The sequence below is a fragment of the Citromicrobium sp. JLT1363 genome, assembly GCF_000186705.1.
Lineage (GTDB): Bacteria > Pseudomonadota > Alphaproteobacteria > Sphingomonadales > Sphingomonadaceae > Alteriqipengyuania.
Window position 1 is genome coordinate 23,513 of sequence record NZ_AEUE01000006.1, and the last position, 18,383, is coordinate 41,895.

Annotated in this window: 15 protein-coding genes; 8 read left to right on the forward strand and 7 right to left on the reverse strand. The window is 65.4% G+C overall.

Features of this window, described 5'->3' with window-relative positions; genetic code table 11:
- Positions 1-47 precede the first annotated feature (47 nt).
- A complete protein-coding gene (locus ADAD_RS0109890; protein WP_010413314.1) occupies positions 48-974 on the forward strand; it encodes a crotonase/enoyl-CoA hydratase family protein in 927 nt (308 codons plus the stop codon).
- A 4-nt stretch (positions 975-978) separates the two neighbouring features.
- Here the strand turns inward: ADAD_RS0109890 and ADAD_RS0109895 are convergent, their stop codons facing one another.
- The 4 genes from ADAD_RS0109895 to ADAD_RS0109910 form a co-directional block, all read right to left on the reverse strand.
- The gene (locus tag ADAD_RS0109895; RefSeq protein WP_010413316.1) at positions 979-1,677 is read right to left on the reverse strand and encodes a pirin family protein; all 699 of its coding nucleotides are present in this window, start codon (positions 1,675-1,677) and stop codon (positions 979-981) included.
- Between the two features lie 71 nt (positions 1,678-1,748).
- A complete protein-coding gene (zapE, locus tag ADAD_RS0109900; RefSeq protein WP_010413318.1) occupies positions 1,749-2,864 on the reverse strand; it encodes a cell division protein ZapE in 1,116 nt (371 codons plus the stop codon).
- Positions 2,861-3,331 carry a PaaI family thioesterase gene (locus tag ADAD_RS0109905; protein ID WP_010413321.1) on the reverse strand — a complete coding sequence of 157 codons (471 nt, stop codon included), beginning with the start codon at positions 3,329-3,331 and terminating at the stop codon, positions 2,861-2,863. Before ADAD_RS0109905 ends, zapE begins: the two co-directional genes overlap by 4 nt.
- A 2-nt stretch (positions 3,332-3,333) precedes the next feature.
- Positions 3,334-4,116: a succinate dehydrogenase iron-sulfur subunit gene (locus ADAD_RS0109910; RefSeq protein WP_010413324.1), complete on the reverse strand. Its 783-nt coding sequence runs from the start codon at positions 4,114-4,116 to the stop codon at positions 3,334-3,336.
- A gap of 169 nt (positions 4,117-4,285) precedes the next feature.
- Here ADAD_RS0109910 and ADAD_RS0109915 point away from each other — a divergent pair, with 169 nt between their 5' ends.
- Positions 4,286-5,017 (forward strand): SDR family NAD(P)-dependent oxidoreductase, encoded by a 732-nt coding sequence (locus ADAD_RS0109915; RefSeq protein WP_029140055.1) that lies wholly within the window; start codon positions 4,286-4,288, stop codon positions 5,015-5,017.
- An 88-nt stretch (positions 5,018-5,105) separates the two neighbouring features.
- Here ADAD_RS0109915 and ADAD_RS0109920 read toward each other — a convergent pair whose 3' ends face one another.
- Both ADAD_RS0109920 and ADAD_RS0109925 read right to left on the reverse strand, forming a co-directional pair.
- Positions 5,106-6,002: a haloalkane dehalogenase gene (locus ADAD_RS0109920; protein WP_010413328.1), complete on the reverse strand. Its 897-nt coding sequence runs from the start codon at positions 6,000-6,002 to the stop codon at positions 5,106-5,108.
- Positions 6,003-6,068: 66 nt separating this feature from the next.
- Positions 6,069-8,951, reverse strand: a complete 2,883-nt coding sequence (locus tag ADAD_RS0109925) for an Rne/Rng family ribonuclease (protein WP_010413330.1) — start codon at positions 8,949-8,951, stop codon at positions 6,069-6,071.
- 472 nt (positions 8,952-9,423) lie between these two features.
- Here ADAD_RS0109925 and ADAD_RS0109935 point away from each other — a divergent pair, with 472 nt between their 5' ends.
- The 6 genes from ADAD_RS0109935 to ADAD_RS0109960 all read left to right on the forward strand — a co-directional run bounded on the left by ADAD_RS0109935 (position 9,424) and on the right by ADAD_RS0109960 (position 17,075).
- Positions 9,424-10,293, forward strand: a complete 870-nt coding sequence (locus ADAD_RS0109935; protein WP_010413332.1) for an N-acetylmuramoyl-L-alanine amidase family protein — start codon at positions 9,424-9,426, stop codon at positions 10,291-10,293.
- A 73-nt stretch (positions 10,294-10,366) separates the two neighbouring features.
- Entirely contained in the window at positions 10,367-12,859 is a 2,493-nt protein-coding gene (locus ADAD_RS0109940) for a penicillin-binding protein 1A (RefSeq protein WP_010413333.1), read from the forward strand.
- Between the two features lie 90 nt (positions 12,860-12,949).
- Positions 12,950-14,077 (forward strand): peptide chain release factor 2, encoded by a 1,128-nt coding sequence (gene prfB / locus ADAD_RS0109945; RefSeq protein ID WP_010413334.1) that lies wholly within the window; start codon positions 12,950-12,952, stop codon positions 14,075-14,077.
- 55 nt (positions 14,078-14,132) lie between these two features.
- The gene (locus tag ADAD_RS0109950) at positions 14,133-14,894 is read left to right on the forward strand and encodes a class I SAM-dependent methyltransferase (protein WP_010413335.1); all 762 of its coding nucleotides are present in this window, start codon (positions 14,133-14,135) and stop codon (positions 14,892-14,894) included.
- Between the two features lie 30 nt (positions 14,895-14,924).
- Positions 14,925-16,331: an NAD(P)H-dependent flavin oxidoreductase gene (locus ADAD_RS0109955; RefSeq protein WP_010413336.1), complete on the forward strand. Its 1,407-nt coding sequence runs from the start codon at positions 14,925-14,927 to the stop codon at positions 16,329-16,331.
- A gap of 12 nt (positions 16,332-16,343) precedes the next feature.
- The gene (locus ADAD_RS0109960) at positions 16,344-17,075 is read left to right on the forward strand and encodes a lipase family alpha/beta hydrolase (RefSeq protein ID WP_010413337.1); all 732 of its coding nucleotides are present in this window, start codon (positions 16,344-16,346) and stop codon (positions 17,073-17,075) included.
- Here ADAD_RS0109960 and ADAD_RS0109965 read toward each other — a convergent pair.
- Positions 17,072-18,370 carry an ammonium transporter gene (locus ADAD_RS0109965; protein WP_010413338.1) on the reverse strand — a complete coding sequence of 433 codons (1,299 nt, stop codon included), beginning with the start codon at positions 18,368-18,370 and terminating at the stop codon, positions 17,072-17,074. The two genes, ADAD_RS0109960 and ADAD_RS0109965, sit on opposite strands and share 4 nt — an antisense overlap.
- Between the last annotated feature and the right edge of the window lie 13 nt (positions 18,371-18,383).

Consider the following 18,383-nt stretch of genomic DNA (forward strand, 5'->3'; position numbering starts at 1 on the left):
GACGCGGGGGGCTCAGTCCTTCCGGTTCAGCATGAAGCGGGGGCGCAATGAACCGGGTCAGCACCAATTTCGAACAGCACATCATCCTTGATGAGGCGGGCGATCCGATGATCCTGGAGGGCGCGCCTTCGATCGCGCCTGCCTTGTTCGGCCTGAACGAGCTTCGGGTCGAATACGACGCGGATACCAAGGCTCTTTGGACCCACATGGTGCCTCAGGGGCGGCCCAGCTTCACCCCGGCGATGCTCGCCGACTTCGAACGCTGGCAGGATCTGATCCAGGCGAATTTCAACGCGGGCGACCTGCATTTCCTGGTGCTGGGCAGCCATGCGCCGGGCGTGTTCTGCTATGGCGGCGACTTGGCGCTGTTCCGCCAGCTGATCCTGAAGGGCGATCGTGCCTCGCTGGTCGATTACGGCCATCGCTGCTGCCGCATCCTTCACCGCAACATCAACACGCTGGGCCTGCCGCTTCTCACCATCGGCCTGGTTCAGGGCGATGCACTGGGGGGCGGGCTCGAGGCATTGCTATCGTTCGATTTCATCATTGCCGAGGAAAGCGCCAGTTTCGGCCTGCCGGAGATCCTGTTCGGCCTGTTCCCCGGCATGGGCGCGCATGCCTTCCTCAGCCGCCAGCTTGGCAGCGTCGCCGCGGAAAAGCTGATCACCTCGGGGAAGAACCTGACCGCGCGCGAGATGCTGGCCCTCGGGCTGGTGCATGACGTGGTACCCGACGGGATCGGCGAGGAAGCGGTGCAGGCCTTCATCGAGAAGAACGCGCGCCGCCATGCCGGGCTGCTGGGATCGCGCCGGGCGATCAAGCGCAGCTGGAACCTCTCTCTCGCCGAGCTGACCGAGATTACAGAGATCTGGGCCGATACCGCGCTCAAACTGACCGAGCGCGACCTCAAGCTCATGGGCCGGCTCGCCAGCAAGCAGAGCCGTGCGGTCGAGAAGGTGCGCGAGGACGCGTGACCCGCTAGCGCGAGTCGACCAGCACGATCTCGGCGTCTTCCAGCGCCTCCACCCGCAACACGCCTTCGTCCTTCGTCGCAATCCCGTCGCGCGGGCCTGCCTCGTGCCCATTCACGCGGATGCGACCGGTCTGCGCGACCAGATACTGGTGGCGCCCCGGCGTGGCCTGCCATTCGGCCGTCTGACCCGCCTTGAGCGTCGCCGCTGCCACTTTGGCATCGGCCCGTATGGAGAGAGCCTCGTCCGCTTCCGGTGTGCCGCTGGCAAGGATCACGAAGCCGCCATCGCGGCTCGCCCTGGGGAACTCGCGCTGGTCCCAGGCCGGGGGTTCGCCCTGGCTGTCCGGCAGAATCCAGATCTGGAAGATCGTGGTCGTCTCGCCTTCCAGGTTGAATTCGGAATGCCGGATGCCGGTGCCCGCGCTCATCACCTGAACGTCGCCAGCCACGGTACGGCCCTTGTTGCCCAGCGAATCCTCGTGCGTGATCGCGCCGGTGCGCACGAAGGTGACGATTTCCATGTTGTCGTGCGGATGGGGCGGAAAACCGCTCTTCGCCGCGATCGTATCATCGTTCCAGACGCGGATGCGTCCCCAGCCCATGCGCTGGGGATCGTGGTAGCTGGCAAAACTGAAGTGGTGCCTGGCATCCAGCCAGCCGTGGTTGGCAGCGCCGAGACTGTCGAACGGGCGGATATCGATCATGTCAGTATCTCACATCGGCGGGGTTGTTGAGCCGCCGGGAAGCCACCGATTTAGGTCGATCGCCCCCCGTTTCAATCGGCGCCGTGGCCCAGCGCCATGTACTCCGCGCTCTGCATTTCGCGCAGACGGCTGACGGTGCGCGCGAATTCGAAGCTGCCGTCGCCCGATGGATAGAGCGCCTCCGGTTCGGCGGAGGCGGTGGCGAACAGCTTCACCTTGTGTTCGTAGAGCGCGTCGATCAGCTTGGTGAAGCGGATCGCCTCGTTGCGGTTCTCCGGGCTCAGGATCGGAATGCCCACCACGATCACCGTGTGGAAGGCCCGCGCGATGGCGAGGTAGTCCGATGCTCCCCGGTTCTCGCCACACAGCCGCTTGAAGCTGAAGACGCCCACACCCTTCAGGCTCTTGGGCACGTGCAGCGTGCGCCCCCCGCCGAGATCCAGCTCTCCGCTGGGAACATGGGCTGCATCCTCCGGCTCGTAATCGGTCAGGCGGAAGAAGGCCTCTCGCACCTGCGCCGTGGCTGCATCGCCCAGCGGCACGTGCCAGCTTTCGAGCCCGCCCAAGCGGTCCATCCGGTAATCGGTCGGCCCGTTGAGCGAGAGCGTATCCAGCTCACGCTCGATCAGTTCGATGAAGGGGATGAACAGCGACCGGTTCAGCCCGTCCTTGTACAGATCGTGCGGCGGGCGGTTGCTGGTGGTGACGATGGTGACACCGTGATCCTCGATCAGCGGGGTGAACAGCCGCGCCATGATCGCCGCATCGGCGGTGTTGTTCACCACCATCTCGTCGAAGGCGAGGCAGCGCGTCCCTTCCGCGATGCGGGCGGCAACCCGGCGCACGGGGCCTTCCGCCTTTTTCGCACGTTCTTCGGCGATCATCGCGTCGACTTCGAGCATGAAGGCATGGAAGTGGACGCGGCGCTTGCGATCAATGTCGAGGCATTCGAAGAACAGGTCCATCAGCATGGACTTGCCGCGCCCGACGCCGCCCCACATGTAGAGCCCGCGCACCGGCTGTGGCTTCTTGCCGAGCAATCCGCCCAGCAGGCCCTTGCGCGCGCTGCCAGCCTCCAGCTCGCTCTGCACACGCTCCAGCTGCACCACTGCCGCGCGCTGGTCCGCGTCCTTGCGCAGTTCGCCCGCGGACAGCAGCTCTTCGTATCGGGCGAGAACGCTGGTCAACCGGCTGCCTTGCCACTGGAAGAGCGCTTGCGCACGATGCCGGAATAGCTGGCGACAACCTCGTCCTCCTGCACCACCTGCCCGCGCACGAACACCATGCGGCCGGTTTCGCGCACGATCTCGGAGACCGCGTCGAGCGGCTTTTCCGGATCGCCCGCGCCCACGAACTGCGTTGAAAGCTCCAGCGTCAGCGACGGGCCGGGCTCCCCTTCGCCCAGCACGTGGACGGCAGCGAACAGCGCGATGTCGATCAGCCCCAGAATGGTCGCGCCGTGGAGCATCCCCTGCAGGTTGGTGTGCTTGTGCTCGGGCACCATCCGCAGGCGACACGCATCGCCTTCCCGGCGGGTGACGAGATCGCCCATGACCACCGCGTTGAAGCGCGTCTGGTCATGCGGATTCCAGCTATACCAGCCGTCACCGCCCGGGATTTCCCGGTAGTCGAAGAACGGATGCGGGCGAACCACGCTCAGATGGCGCGTTCGGCGATCATCTTCTTGGTCTCGGCAATCGCCTTGGCGGGCGACAGCCCCTTGGGGCACACGTTCGCGCAGTTCATGATCGTGTGGCAGCGATACAGGCGGTACGGGTCTTCCAGCTGGTCGAGCCGTTCGCCGGTCATCTCGTCACGGCTGTCGGCGAGCCAGCGATAGGCCTGCAGCAGGATCGCCGGGCCGAGGAACTTGTCCGAATTCCACCAGTAGCTGGGGCACGCGGTGGAGCAGCAGGCGCACAGGATGCACTCGTACAGGCCATCCAGATTCTCACGCTCTTCCGGGCTCTGCAGCCGCTCCTTGCCGCTCGGCGTCGGGGTGACGGTCTGCAGCCAGGGGCGGATCGAGGCATATTGCGCGTAGAAGTGCGTGAAATCGGGCACCAGGTCCTTCACCACTTCCATGTGCGGCAGCGGGGTGATGCGGATTTCGCCGCCCAGATCCTCGATCGCGGTGGTGCAGGCGAGCGCGTTCGAACCGTTGATGTTCATCGCGCACGATCCGCAGATGCCTTCGCGGCAGGACCGGCGGAAGGTCAGCGTCGGGTCGATCTCGTTCTTGATCTTGAACAGTGCGTCCAGAACCATCGGGCCGCAGGCGTCCAGATCCAGTTCGAACCGGTCGTAATGGGGGTTTTCGCCGCTATCGGGGTTGTAGCGATAGATCTTGAACTTCTTGATCCGTCCGCCGTCGGGGGCGGTGTGGACTTCGCCCTTGTCGCGGATCTTGGAGTTCTTGGGGAGGGTGAAGGTCGCCATCGATCAGGTCCTGAATTTTGCTTGGGTCTCACCTAGCGCCTGCAGCGCAAGGTGCAAGGGTGGTCCTTGGTCCTCCTGACACACCTGACACAGTGTCTAAGGGTAGAAAACGAAGGGGGCGCAAGTTGCGGGCGGGGTGCGTCGGGAATGTACGAGCGAGGTAGCGGCTATGGCGAGTGTAGGACAGGCGATTGAACGGGCCGTCGTGTTCGGGGCTTCGGGCGGCATCGGCGCCGCGCTGGTGGAGCGCTTGCAGGCGCGCGGCGCAGCAGAGGTGTTCGCCGCATCGCGCAGGAAGCCGGACGATCTGCCCGACGGTATCCAATGGGTGCACTTCGATCTCGATGACGAAGACACCATCGCGCAAGCCGCAGAGAAGGTGGGTTCGCCGCTCGATTGCATCATCGTCGCCAGCGGGGTTCTGACGCTGCACGACGGGTCCGGGCCGGAACGCAGTTATCGGCAGATCGACGCAGAGGCGATGGCGCGGGTCTTCCACCTCAACACCATCGGCCCGGCGCTGGTGGCCAAGCATTTCCTGCCGCTGTTGCCGCGCGATCGGCGCGCGGTGTTCGCGGCGCTTTCGGCCCGCGTGGGCTCCATCGGGGATAACCGCATCGGCGGGTGGCATTCCTACCGGGCGAGCAAGGCAGCGCTCAACATGCTGGTGCGCAATTATGCGATCGAGCTGGATCGTACGCACAAGAAGGCCATCTGCGTCGCGCTGCATCCGGGCACGGTCGACACGGCATTGTCGGAGCCTTTTCAGGCGAACCTGCCGGAGGGGCAGCTGACGCCGCCTGCCGAGGCCGCCGCGAACCTGCTGGACGTACTCGACGGGCTGACATCGCGCGACAGCGGGCAGCTGTTCGACTGGAAGGGCGAGCGGGTGGAGTTCTGACCGGCTTGCGCCGGTGAAACAGGCACGTGTGTTCCGCGCGGTTGTTCTCCGCTCTGCATGACCGGGTGTCAGAGGGGTTTTACGAGCGCTAAACCCCGGCTCGCTGCGCCGTTTCGAGGATGACGGCGGCGAAGCCTTCGGGATCGTCTTCCTGGATGAAGTGATGGCCCTTCAGCGTGCGGTGCAGGGGATTGTCCTTCGCGCCGGGCACGGTCTCGCGGAATTTCGCATCGCCGCCGCGCGTGATCGGATCCCCGTCGGAAAAGGCGCAGGTGAAGGGCTTGTCGAAGGATCGCAGCTTTTTCCACGCCCGTTCCTGATCGGGCACCGCCTCGTTCCGGCCCAGCGGGACCAGTGAGGGGAAGATTCGCGCGCCCGCCTTGCTTTTGCCGGTTGGGAAGGGGGCCTCGTAGGCGGCGACCTCCGCCTTGCTCAGTTCGCGGATGGTGGCTTTCTGGAGGATCGTGCCGACCGGGAAAACGGGGCTGAACCGGGAGAATCTGCGCCATCTTCCGAAGGCGCGCGGGGCAGGTTCGCCCGCAGGTAGCCCGCCGTTCGAAAGCACCACCCCGGCAAACAGATCGGGCGTGTCCGCCACCAGCCGCAGGCCGATCAGCGATCCCCAGTCCTGGCAGGCGAGGACGATGTTCTGCAGATTCAGCGAATCGAGCCAGTCGCGCATCCATGCGACATGCAGCGCGTAGGAATATTCGCTTTTTTTCGTGAGCTTGTCCGACTTGCCGAAGCCGATCAGATCGGGGGCGAGTACGCGGTAGCCTGCCTCCACCACCGGGCCGATCATGTGGCGGTAGAGATAGCTCCAGCTCGGTTCGCCATGCATCATCAGCACGGGCGTGCCGTCGCGCGGGCCTTCGTCCAGGTAATGGACGCGCAGGCCTTCGCGCAGCGTGTAGTAGTGAGGCCGGAAGGGGAAATCCGGCAGGTTCGAAAAGCGGTGATCGGGCGTGCGGTAGGCGAGGGGCATTGGTCGAATATCCCTTCCGCTTTCCTACCGCACGCCCATCATCACAGGACGGTCAGGCCCTGCCGATCACGCTCCGAAGGTGCGCTGCCACCAGCCGCGACGCGGCTTGCCGTCGTCTTCGCCAGCGCCGTTCGCATCATTGGCGCCGTTCGCATCGTTGGCGGCACCCGGGGCGGGCTCGGGCTTGCTGCCTTCGTCCTTCTGCGCCGCTTCCTGCGGCTCGGTGGGCGTGTCCTCCGGCCCGGCAACCACTGCGATATCCTCGGTCAGCTGCTCGGTCGTGTTCTCGCTGGCGGACGGCTCACCGGCCTTCTTGCGGGGCTTGCGTGCGGCAGGCTTCTTTGCCGTGTCCTTGGCAGCGGCCTCATCGCCCTGGTCGGCCTTCTTGGCGCGGGTCCGACGGGGCTTGGGCTTTTCGTCCGCGGTTTCCGCCGGGCTTTCCGTGCCACTGTTCTCGCCGCTTTCGTCCTTGGCCGGAGCCTTCCTTGCACGTGAGGCACGCTTCTTGGGCGCAGGCTTCTCAGAATCCTCGGACTTGCCATCCTTGCCTTCGGCCCCGTCGGCCGGTTGATCGGCCTTCTTGGCGCGAGAGCGACGCGGCTTGGGCTTTTGCTCCGCCTTGTCGTCCGCGGCAGCTTCGGCGGTCTCGGGCGTATCCTCGGGCCCGGCCACTACGGGCATGTCTTCCACCACCTGTTCGGACACGTCTTCCTGTGCCTCGTTCGGAGTGGTGTCGTCGGACTTCTTGCGCCGCCCGCGCCCGCCACGGCTGCGGCGCTTCTTGGGCTTGTCTTCGCCCGTGTCGCTGTCATCCGAATTGGCATCGTCCGAGCTGGAACCGGAGGTTTCGTCATCGGACGAATCGTCGCTCGACCCGTTATCGTTGCTGTCGTTGTCGTCGCGCCGCTTGTTGCGGTTGCGCCCGCCACGCCGCCGCCGGCGCTTCTTCTTCGGTCGTTCGTCGTCGCTGTCGTTGTCGCGGCCCTGTTCCTCGTCCGAATCGTCGTTGTCGTCCTCGATATCGTCATCGACATCGTCGACCACGATCGGCTCGAACTTGGGTGCGTGCGTGGGCTTGGGGCCGGAGCTGGAGACGCTCATCTTCGCGCCTTCGTCCTCGCCTTCCGGCACGACTTCCACGGTCACGCCATAGCGCTGCTCGATTTCCTGCAGCTCGGCGCGCTTTTCGTTGAGCAGGTAGACCGCCGCTTCGGTGCTGGCCGACAGGCGAATCTGCGTGCCCTTGCCCTTGGCCGCCTCGTCCTCGATCAGGCGCAGCGCCGAAAGGCCGGCGGAGGATGCGGTGCGGACCAGCCCTGTGCCGTCGCAGTGCGGGCACTCGCGCGTGCTCGCTTCCAGCACGCCGGTGCGCAGGCGCTGACGGCTCATCTCCATCAGGCCGAAGCCCGAAATGCGGCCCACCTGGATGCGCGCGCGGTCGTTCTTCAGCGCGTCCTTCATCGCGCGTTCGACCTTCCGGACATTGGAGTTGTAGTCCATGTCGATGAAGTCGATCACGACCAGGCCCGCCATGTCGCGCAGGCGCAGCTGGCGGGCGATTTCCTTGGCCGCTTCCAGATTGGTGGCAACTGCGGTCTGCTCGATCCCGTGCTCCTTGGTGGAGCGGCCCGAGTTGATGTCGATGGAGACCAGCGCCTCGGTCGGGTTGATGACCAGGTAGCCGCCCGATTTCAGCTGCACGACCGGTTCGTACATCGCGCGCAGCTGGTCTTCCGCGCCGTAGCGCTGGAACAGCGGGACCGGATCGGAATAGGGTTTCACCCGCCGCGCGTGGCTGGGCATCAGCAGCTTCATGAAGGACTTGGCGGATTTGTAGCCCGCTTCGCCTTCGACGACGACTTCCTCGATCTCGCGGTTGTAGATGTCGCGGATGGCGCGCTTGATGAGGTCGCTGTCCGAATGGATCAGCGATGGCGCGCTGGAGCCCAGCGTGCGTTCGCGGATCTCGTCCCACAGCCGGGCAAGATAGTCGAAGTCGCGCTTGATCTCGGTCTTGGTGCGGCTGAGGCCCGCAGTGCGCACGATCAGGCCCATCGAACGCGGCAGGTTGAGATCGCCGACGATGGTCTTGAGCCGCTTGCGGTCGCTCGCGCTGGAAATCTTGCGCGAAATGCCGCCGCCGCTGCTGCTGTTGGGCATCAGCACGGTGTAGCGACCGGCGAGGCTGAGATAGGTGGTCAGCGCGGCGCCCTTGTTGCCGCGCTCTTCCTTGACGACTTGGACGAGCAGCACCTGGCGGCGCTGGATGACGTCCTGGATCTTGTAACGGCGACGCAGCGCCTGGCGCCTTGCGCGCGCTTCGTCGACTTCCTTGGCCCGGCTGCGGCCCTTGCCGCCCTGCCGGCGCGGACCGCCGCGACCGCGACGCTGGCCACGACCGCGGCCGCTGTTTTCGGAGCCGCCATCCTCGTCGTCGCTGTCGTCATCGTCGTCGTCGTCATCATCATCGTCCGAGGATAGCTGGCCTTCCTCGATCGTGGAGACGCGGTCCTTGTCCGACGTGTCGATTTCCTCGAGCCCGTCTTCGGCGAGGTCTTCGGCCAGTGCTTCGGAGGATTCATCGTCCTCGGCGTCGTATTCGTCGCCCGGCATGTGCCCGGCTTCTTCTTCCTCGGCGCGCAGACGCTCTTCTTCTTCCGCCGCCTCAGCCTCTTCGGCGAGCAGTGCGTCGCGGTCTTCCTTGGGAATCTGGTAATAGTCCGGGTGAATTTCGCTGAAGGCGAGAAATCCGTGCCGGTTGCCGCCGAAATCGACGAAGGCTGCCTGAAGCGAAGGTTCTACCCGCGTAACCTTGGCGAGGTAGATATTACCCTTGATCTGTTTGTGGTCGGCCGACTCGAAGTCGAATTCTTCTATCCGGTTGCCCTTGAGAACGGCCACGCGGGTTTCTTCCGCGTGGCGCGCATCGATAAGCATGCGCTGTGCCATGTAGGTGTCTCCACGCGCATCGAAAGCCGTGTCCGCCCTTTGGGGGGGAGGTCTCGAAGCGCGCTATCTGTCATGAAAGATCGCCCGGCGGTGTTCGCCCGGCGTAATGGAAAGTCCGCCGCGCGTCCCTTGAGGGACATGCGGGGAGCGTGTGCGTCTGCGACCAAGCGGACGGCTGCCATGTTCTCGGCCCTCGCCAGGCGCTCGTCCGCGAGACCGATCGGCCTGGCGGTTTTGAGCGGGTGGGGGGTGCGCATTGGTCGCATCAACCTGTGAATGTTTTCGGAAACCGTGCAGGCCTGTGCCCGCGCAGCAATGTCGTCGTCCCAATCGCTCGGCATTCGTACGGACCGGAAAAAATCGGTCTTTGTGAAGGGCCTCGCGCCTTGTGACCCATTATGGCTAGCATCGCGGAAGAAGCGCGGCAACTCTATTGCGCATAAGGGGCACGGCATTTTACTGATGCGAACGCATGCTGCGCTTTTTCCAAATCCTGGCGATCTTCCTGTTTCCGGTGCTGCTGGTCGGTGGGCTGTACCTATTCGGCCTGAGGCTTCCGGTGCCGCATCTGGGGCGCGACTACGTGATCAGCCTCGTGCTGCCGGAGGCAGGCCAGCCGGTCGATCTGCCCACGATCTACGGCCCGCCGGACAATTCGCGCCCACTGGTGGTGATCGATGCGGGCCATGGCGGGAAGGACCCGGGCACCGTCTCCGGCGGGCGGCGAGAGAAGGATGTTGTCCTCGCGCTTGCATTGGCGCTGAAGGATCGGCTGCTGGAAGAAGGGGGCATCCGCGTGGCTCTGACGCGGGAGGACGACAGGTTTCTGGTTCTTCAGGAGCGCCCGGAAATCGCGCGACGGCTGAATGCGGACCTGTTCATATCGCTGCATGCGGACAGCGCGGGCGATTACACCCAGGCCTCCGGTGCGAGCGTCTATACCCTGTCGCGCGAGGCTTCGAGCGAAGCGGCGGCACGCTTCGCCAACCGCGAGAACAATGCCGACCTGCTCAATGGCGTGGTGGTCAAGAACCAGAGCGATCCGGTGAACGACATCCTCGTCGAGCTGTCGCAGCGGCGCGTGCAGGAAACCAGCCGCGAATTCGGCCAGCTGATCGAGCGCGAAGGGCAGGGCCGCCATCGCTTCCACTCGCAGACCCAGCGCTCTGCCGCGCTCGCCGTGCTGCGCGCGCCCGACGTGCCCGCCGTGCTGTTCGAGGTGGGCTTCCTGACCAACCCGGACGATGCCGACAGGCTTGCCTCGAGGGAAGGGCAGGAAGAACTTGCCGATTTCGTCGCCCAGGCAATCCGTGTCTTTTTCGCCCGTCAGTCCACCGATTGATCGGCACCATCACGATGTTCACCATTGGTTATGGCAGTCCGCGCGAGGAGCGTGCTAAGGGCGCTGCCGCATCATGACCGAAATCAACGTCGAACATATCCGTTACCGGCTCCAGCGCGGATCGTCGGACGCATTTGCCGAGTTCAGGCAGACCTGGCGGGACAACTGGGCCGTGCGCTGGATCGTCTATGGCACCGCCGCGCTGCTGGTGCTGTTTGCCATCGCCTGGTTCCTGATCGGGCGCGATCTGCCCAACGCTGCGGCCCTGCAGGATTACGAGACACCGCTGCCCACCGTGGTGCGCGGCAATGACGGCGAGATCGTGGGCAGCTATGCGCGCGACCGGCGCGTGCAGCTCGATTTCGTCGATTTCCCCCGACCGCTGATCAACGCCTTCCTCGCGGCGGAGGACGAGACGTTCTGGAGCCATAACGGCGTCGACATTACCGGCACGGCCAATGCCGTGATCGACTATGCACGCAAGGCCGGCACGGACGAGCGTGCGGTGGGCGGCTCCACGATCACCCAGCAGGTCGCCAAGAACGTCCTGCTGAGCGACGAGTATTCGATTACCCGCAAGCTGCGCGAAATGCTGGTTGCCCGGCGCATCGAACAGACGCTGAGCAAGCAGGAAATCCTGACGCTCTATCTCAACGAAATTCCGTTGGGGCGGCGCAGCTTCGGCGTGCAGGCCGCCGCGCGCGCCTATTTCGGCAAGGATGTGGGCGACCTCGACCTGCACGAGATGGCGTTTCTGGCGATCCTGCCCAAGGCGCCCGAGCGCTACGGACGCGAACGCTACGAGGATATGGCGATCACGCGCCGCAATTACGTGCTCGACAAGATGGCGGAGAACGAATGGGCGAGCGAGGCTGCGGTTGCCGCGGCCAAGGCGGAGCCGCTGGGCCTGACATCGGGCGCCACCTCGATCCGCAACGCGGACGCAGGCTATTTCATCGAGGAAGTACGTCGCCAGCTGCTCGACCGGTTCGGCGAAACCGCCGACGACGGGCCGAACAGCGTCTATGCCGGCGGCCTGTGGGTGCGAAGCTCGGTCGATCTCGAATTGCAGGACGCGGCGCGCACCGCGCTGCGTCGCGGCATGCAGCGCTATCACGGCAATCGTGGATGGAGCGGCCCGGTCGCCACGCTGGACCCGGATAACGGCGATCTGACGAGCCAGCTGGCGAGCGCCAACATCGGCATCAATTACGACGACTGGCGCGTGGCGGTGTTCACCGGCTCGGGCACGATCGGGTTTTCCGATGGCGAGACCGCGACGCTCAACGGGGCGCCCAACTCGCTGCGTGCGGGCGATGTGCTCGCGGTGCGCCCCTCGGGCAACGCGTGGCGGGTGGCCGTCATCCCCGACGCATCCGGCGGCATCGTGGTGGAGGACCCGCAGACCGGCCGCATCCTTGCGATGCAGGGCGGGTGGGACAGTCGCCTCGAAAGCTTCAACCGTGCCACCCAGGCCAAGCGCCAGCCGGGCTCGACCGTGAAGCCCTTCGTCTATGCGACCGGGCTGGACCAGGGACTGACGCCGGCGAGCCAGGTCGATAACAGCAGCTTCTGCGCCTATCAGGGTGCGCGCTATGGCCGCAAATGCATCCGCGGTGGCCGGGCGGGCACCTACACGCTGCGCTACGGGCTCGAGAATTCGCAGAACGTGATGACCGCCAATATCGCCAACGAGGCGGGCATGGCGAATGTCATCAAGACCTACGAACGCGTCGGCATCGGTTCTTACGACCCCTACATCTCCTTCGCGCTGGGCGCGGGCGAGACCACGGTGGAGAAGATGACCAACGCCTTCTCCACGCTCGCCAATCATGGCCGCTACAACGATCCGACCGTGATCGATTACGTGCAGGATCGACGCGGCAAGGTCATCTGGCGCGCGGACAAGCGCGAATGCGCCGAATGCAACAAACCCGAATATGACGGTGCGGCGATGCCCCGGCCCGGGCCGCTGGGCCGCCAGATGATGGATGCTCGCACCGCATTCCAGATCAGCCACATTCTCGAAGGCGTGATCACGCGCGGCACCGCGAAGGTGCTGCGTGGCACCGGCCTGCCGCTGTTCGGCAAGACCGGGACGACCACCGGCCCCAAGGACGTGTGGTTCGTCGGCGGGACGCAGCAGATGATGGTCGGCACCTATCTGGGCTTCGATCAGCCGCGCAACATGGGCGGCTATGCACAGGGCGGCACCATCGCCGCGCCGATCGTGAAGACCTTCATCGAGGAAACGCGCGACCGCTGGCGCGCGACGCCTCCCGTGGCGCCGGCCGGGGTCCGCATGGTGCGGATCGACCGGCGCACGGGTGGCCGCGTCTTCGACCAGTGGCCGGGCACGGACGAGAATGCGGCGATCATCTGGGAGGCTTTCAAGCCCGATACGGAACCGCCCCGTTCGACCCGCGCGTCCGAAATCGCGGCGCAGCGGCAGGAACTGCTCGATCTCATCCGCCGCGCCCGGCGTGCGCAGGCCGAGGGGCAGAGGGCCGTCGAACGCGAGGAACCGCCCGAAGACTTCGTCGAGGAACAGGGCGGCATCTACTAGCGCCGTCGGCCCCGGGCCGGGATCGCGGGTTGCCATGCAGGGCAGGCGGCCCTAGCGCTGCCTGCCCCAATTCGTGAGAAAGATCAGCCTATGCGTGCCGAAGGGCAGGCCCATATAGACCGTATCGAAGCCGCGCTTGCGCTGGTGCGCCAGTCGCTCGACTGGGAGCGCGCGCTGCGCGAACTCGACGAGCTGAACGCGCGCGTCGAAGACCCGACCCTGTGGGACGATCCCAAGCAGGCGCAATCGATCATGCGCGAGCAAAAGCGCCTTGAAAGCGCGATTGGCACGGTCAACACCATCTCGTCCGAAATGGCCGATGCCATCGAGTTCATCGAACTGGGCGAGGCAGAGGGTGACGACGACACCGTGAACGAAGGGCTCGCCAGCCTCGAAAAGCTGGCCGTGCGCGCCGATGCGGACAAGGTGCAGGCGCTTCTTTCGGGCGAGGCGGACGCGAACGACGCCTATCTGGAAGTGCACGCGGGCGCGGGCGGCACGGAAAGCCAGGACTGGGCCGAAATGCTGATGCGCATGTATGTGCGCTGGGCGGAAAAGCGCGGCTTCAAGGTCGAAACGGTCGAGTATCAGGCGGGCGAGCAGGCCGGGATCAAGTCGGTCACACTGCTCATCAAGGGCGAAAACGCCTACGGCTACGCCAAGACGGAGAGCGGCGTGCACCGGCTGGTGCGGATCAGCCCGTATGATTCGAGCGCGCGGCGGCACACTTCGTTCAGCTCGGTCTGGGTCTATCCGGTGATCGACGACGATATCGAGATCGAGATCAACGAAAGCGACCTCAAGATCGACACCTACCGCGCTTCCGGCGCGGGCGGGCAGCACGTCAACACGACCGATTCCGCGGTCCGTATCACCCACCAGCCCACGGGCATCGTCGTGGCAAGCCAGAACGACCGCAGCCAGCACAAGAACCGCGCCACCGCGATGAGCATGCTGAAGGCACGGCTGTTCGAGCGCGAAATGGCGGAGCGCGAGGCGGCGGCTTCGGGCGAATATGCCGAGAAGACCGAAATCGGCTGGGGCCACCAGATCCGCAGCTACGTGCTGCAGCCCTATCAGCTGGTGAAGGACCTGCGCACGGGCGAAACCTCTACGGCCCCGGGCGAAGTGCTCGACGGCGCGATCGACCCCTTCATTTCCGCCGCGCTCGCCCAGCGGGTGACGGGTGAAGCGGTCGAGGTGGAGGACGTGGAGTAACGCCACGCGATTGGCGCTTGGCCAAGCGGGCCTCGCGCGGCTAAGGGCCTCGGATATGATCGTGCGGCTTGGACTACTGTCGGTTCTGGGATGGGCCCTCGCGCTTGCCGCCTGTGGCGAGGCCGAGAACGCGGGCGACCGCCCCGAAAGTGCGCGCGCCTTTCCCCAGCCCGACCGGCCCGTCTCCGATCTGGGCGCCAACCAGTTCAGCACCGAAGACAAGCGCGACAGCCAGGGCGAGGCGCGCAAGGTCATGGACATGGCCTCGATCGCCCCGGGCATGACGGTAGCCGATATCGGCGCGGGCGAAGGCTATTACACGGTCCGCCTGGCCGAACGCGTGGGCGAAGACGGCCGGGTGCTGGCGCAGGATATCGATCGCGGCGCGCTGGAGCGGCTCGGCCGCCGGGTGGAGCGCGAAAGGCTCGACAACGTGTCGATCAAGTTCGGGGCGGAAGACGATCCGCGCCTGCCCGAAGACAGTTTCGACCGCGTATTCCTGGTCCACATGTACCACGAGGTGGCCGAGCCTTACCCGTTCCTGTGGCGCCTGTGGCCGTCGCTGACCGAAGGCGGCAAGGTGATCGTGGTCGATATCGACCGGCCGACCGATCGCCACGGCATCCCGCCGGCGCTGCTCGCCTGCGAGTTCGAACGGGTCGGATACAGGCTCGACCGGATCGAGCATGCGCCCGAGCTGGCAGGATACTTTGCACAATTCAGTCGCGGCGCTACAAGGCCCGACCCGGAAGACATTGTCCCTTGTACGGGGGACGACCGCGCCGCTAACGCCGAAGGGGCATCACCGCAGGGCTAGGCGCTTCCAGCTGAACAAATTGGGAAATTCATGGCATTCAAAGGGCTGCGGCCGATTAATTACGGCGGACGTGAAGTATGGCCGCTGATCGAGGGCGGTAAGGGCGTTTCGGCAACCAACCACGCCAGTTCCGGCGCGTGGGCTGCTGCGGGCGGCATCGGCACCGTCAGCGCGGTCAACGCGGACAGCTACGACGCGGAAGGCAAGATCGTACCCCAGGTGTACGACGCGCTGACCCGCAAGGAACGGCACGAGCAGTTGATCCAGTACGCGATCGACGGTGCGGTGGCGCAGGTCCAGCGTGCGCACGAGATTGCGAACGGCAACGGCGCCATCAACATCAACGTCTTGTGGGAAATGGGCGGCGCGCAGGCGGTGCTCGAAGGCGTGCTGGAGAAGACCCGCGGCCTCGTCACCGGCGTCACCTGCGGGGCGGGCATGCCCTACAAGCTGGCGGAGATCGCGGCGCATTATAACGTCAGCTACCTGCCCATCATCAGCTCCGCCCGCGCGTTCCGCGCGCTGTGGAAGCGCAGCTATTCCAAGGTGCCCGAACTGATGGCTGCGGTGGTCTACGAAGACCCGTGGCTCGCGGGCGGCCATAACGGCCTTTCCAACGCGGAAGACCCGCGCGAGCCGCAGGACCCTTACCCGCGCGTCAAGGATCTGCGCGCGACGATGCGCAAGGAAGGCGTATCGGAAGACGTGCCCATCGTGATGGCGGGCGGCGTGTGGTACCTGCGCGAGTGGGAAAACTGGATCGACAACGAGGAACTCGGCCTGATCGCCTTCCAGTTCGGCACGCGCCCGCTGCTGACCGAGGAAAGCCCGATCCCGCAGGAATGGAAGGATGCGCTGCGCAATATCGAGGAAGGCGATGTGCTGCTGCACAAGTTCTCCCCCACGGGCTTCTATTCCAGCGCGGTGAAGAACGATTTCCTCTACGATCTGATGCACCGGTCCGAACGGCAGATCCCGATCTTCAAGAAGGGCGAGATGGAAGGCACCGAGCCGCTCGCGGACGAGGGCAAGGCGCGCAATTTCTGGGTCAAGCCGGAAGACCGCCCCAAGGCGCGCGAATGGATGGCGAAAGGCTTTACCGAAGCGCTCAAGACGCCGGACGGCACTGCGGTGTTCGTGACGCCCGAGAGCCGCGACATCATCCGCAAGGACCAGCAGGATTGCATGGGTTGTCTGAGCCATTGCCAGTTTTCCAGCTGGAAGGATCACGACGACTACACGACCGGGCGCCTCGCCGATCCGCGCAGCTTCTGCATCCAGAAGACCCTGCAGGATATCGCCCATGGTGGACCGGTGGACGAAAACCTGATGTTCGCAGGCCACGCGGCCTATAGGTTCAAGAACGACCCGTTCTATTCCAACAATTTCACCCCTTCGGTGAAGCAGCTGGTGGACCGGATTCTGACCGGAGACTAGGAGCCAGGCGCGATGCCCGAACCGAGAGACGATCATCTGGCACCGTCTTTCGGCACCTGGCTGCGCGAGCTTCCCAATCTGCCGAAGATCTGGTCCAGCCCGATCCGGCGTGTGCGACTGCCTGCCGATGCAGGTGAGATCTCGCCGGACAAGGACCGGGCGCCGGTCCTTGTCCTGCCGGGCATCATGTCGAACGACGGCGCAACCTCGCTCATGCGCCGCACGCTGAACGCTGCGGGCTATGACGCGTTTCCCGCCCGGCTCGGCATGATGGTCACGGGGATAACGCAGGCCTTCTTCGACCGGGCCGAAGCGCGCCTGGACGAGGTTCATGCGCAGACCGGGCAGAAGGTCGTCCTGATCGGTATCAGCCTTGGCGGGCTCTACGCCCGCGTGCTCGCCCAGCGCCACCCGGAAAAGGTGGCGCTGGTGATGACGCTTGGCACGCCGTTCTCGGGCGACAGGCGGGCGAACAATGCGTGGCGGCTCTACGAGGCGATCAACGATCACAAGGTGGACAACCCGCCGCTGCCGGACGATCCTCGGCAGAAGCCGCCGGTCCGTACGATTGCGATCTGGTCTCCGCATGATGGCGTCATCGCGCCTGCGTGTTCGCGGGGCGAGGAGGGCGAATGCGACCGCGCGATCGAGGTGCCGGAGAGGCACTTCGAATTTTCCGCCAGCCGCGCCTCGGTTCAGCGCGTCCTCACGATTTTGAACGAGGAAATGCGCGAAATCGGCTAGTCGCCCAGATGCCAGGCACGCTCGCCATGGCTGGTGATGTCGAGCCCTTCGATCTCGTCCTTCTTGCGCACCCGCATCGGAGCGATGATCCCGATGCCCAGCGCCAGAATGGCGGTCATCACCGCGCTCCACAGCGCGACCACGCCCACGCCCAGCGCCTGTGCGCCCAGCTGCGCGCCCGGCGTCATGCCCTGAGCGTAGCCGACCCCGCCCAGCGCGGAGGATACGAACAGGCCGAGCAGAAGCGAGCCCATAATGCCGCCCACGCCGTGGACCGCGAACACATCGAGCGAATCGTCAATGCCCCATTTCCTGATCTGGAGAACCGCGAAGTAGCAGACCACGGCAGCCAGCGCGCCGAACAGGATTGCGGCTCCGGGCGAGATGAAGGCTGCGGCCGGTGTGATCGTGGCGAGGCCGGCGATGGCGCCCGTGGCCCAGCCGACCATGGTCGTCTTGCCGAAGCCGATTCGCTCTATCAGCAGCCACACCAGCGCCGCCGTGCTCGCGGCGACGTGGGTGTTGATGATCGCCGTGGAGGCATCGTCGGTCGCGGCAAGGGCGGACCCGCCGTTGAAGCCGAACCAGCCGACCCACAGCAAAGCGGCGCCAACCATGGTAAGGCCCGGCGCATGCGGCAGCATCGGCTTGTCGGGAAAGCCGCGCCGCGCCCCCATCATCACCGCGACCACCAGGGCCGAGACCCCGGCGGTGGTATGGACAACCAGACCTCCCGCGAAATCGAGCGTTCCGGAGCTCGCCAGCCAGCCGCCGCCCCAGATCCAGTGCGCGACGGGCGCGTAGACCACCAGGCTCCACAAGGCGCAGAAGACGACGACCCAGGAAAACCGGGCGCGATCCACCCAGGCACCGATCATCAGCGCGGGGGCGATGATGGCGAAGGTCATCTGGAACAGCACGAAGGTGCTTTCGGGGATGGTCGTGCCCAGCCGCACGTTGGTCAGCTCTATCAGCATCCACGCGCGTCCGTTGCCGACCCAGCCGCTGGAGACGTCCCCGAACGCGAATGTATAGCCGACCACGATCCACAGCACCGAGACGATGCTGGCCACCGCGCCGGTCTGCAGTGCGACCGAAAGGAAGTTCCTGGACCGCACGAGCCCGCCGTAGAACAGCGCGAGGCCGGGCAGGGTCATCAGCAGGACCAGCGCGCTGGCGGTGAGTATCCAGGCCGTATCGCCAGTATCGTTCGCCACGATCGCGCCAATGTCCTGCGCGGAGGCGGGGGCGGCGATAAGAGCCGCGAGCAGGAGTGCCGAAACGAATCTGGTCATCGCGCGAAGGTCC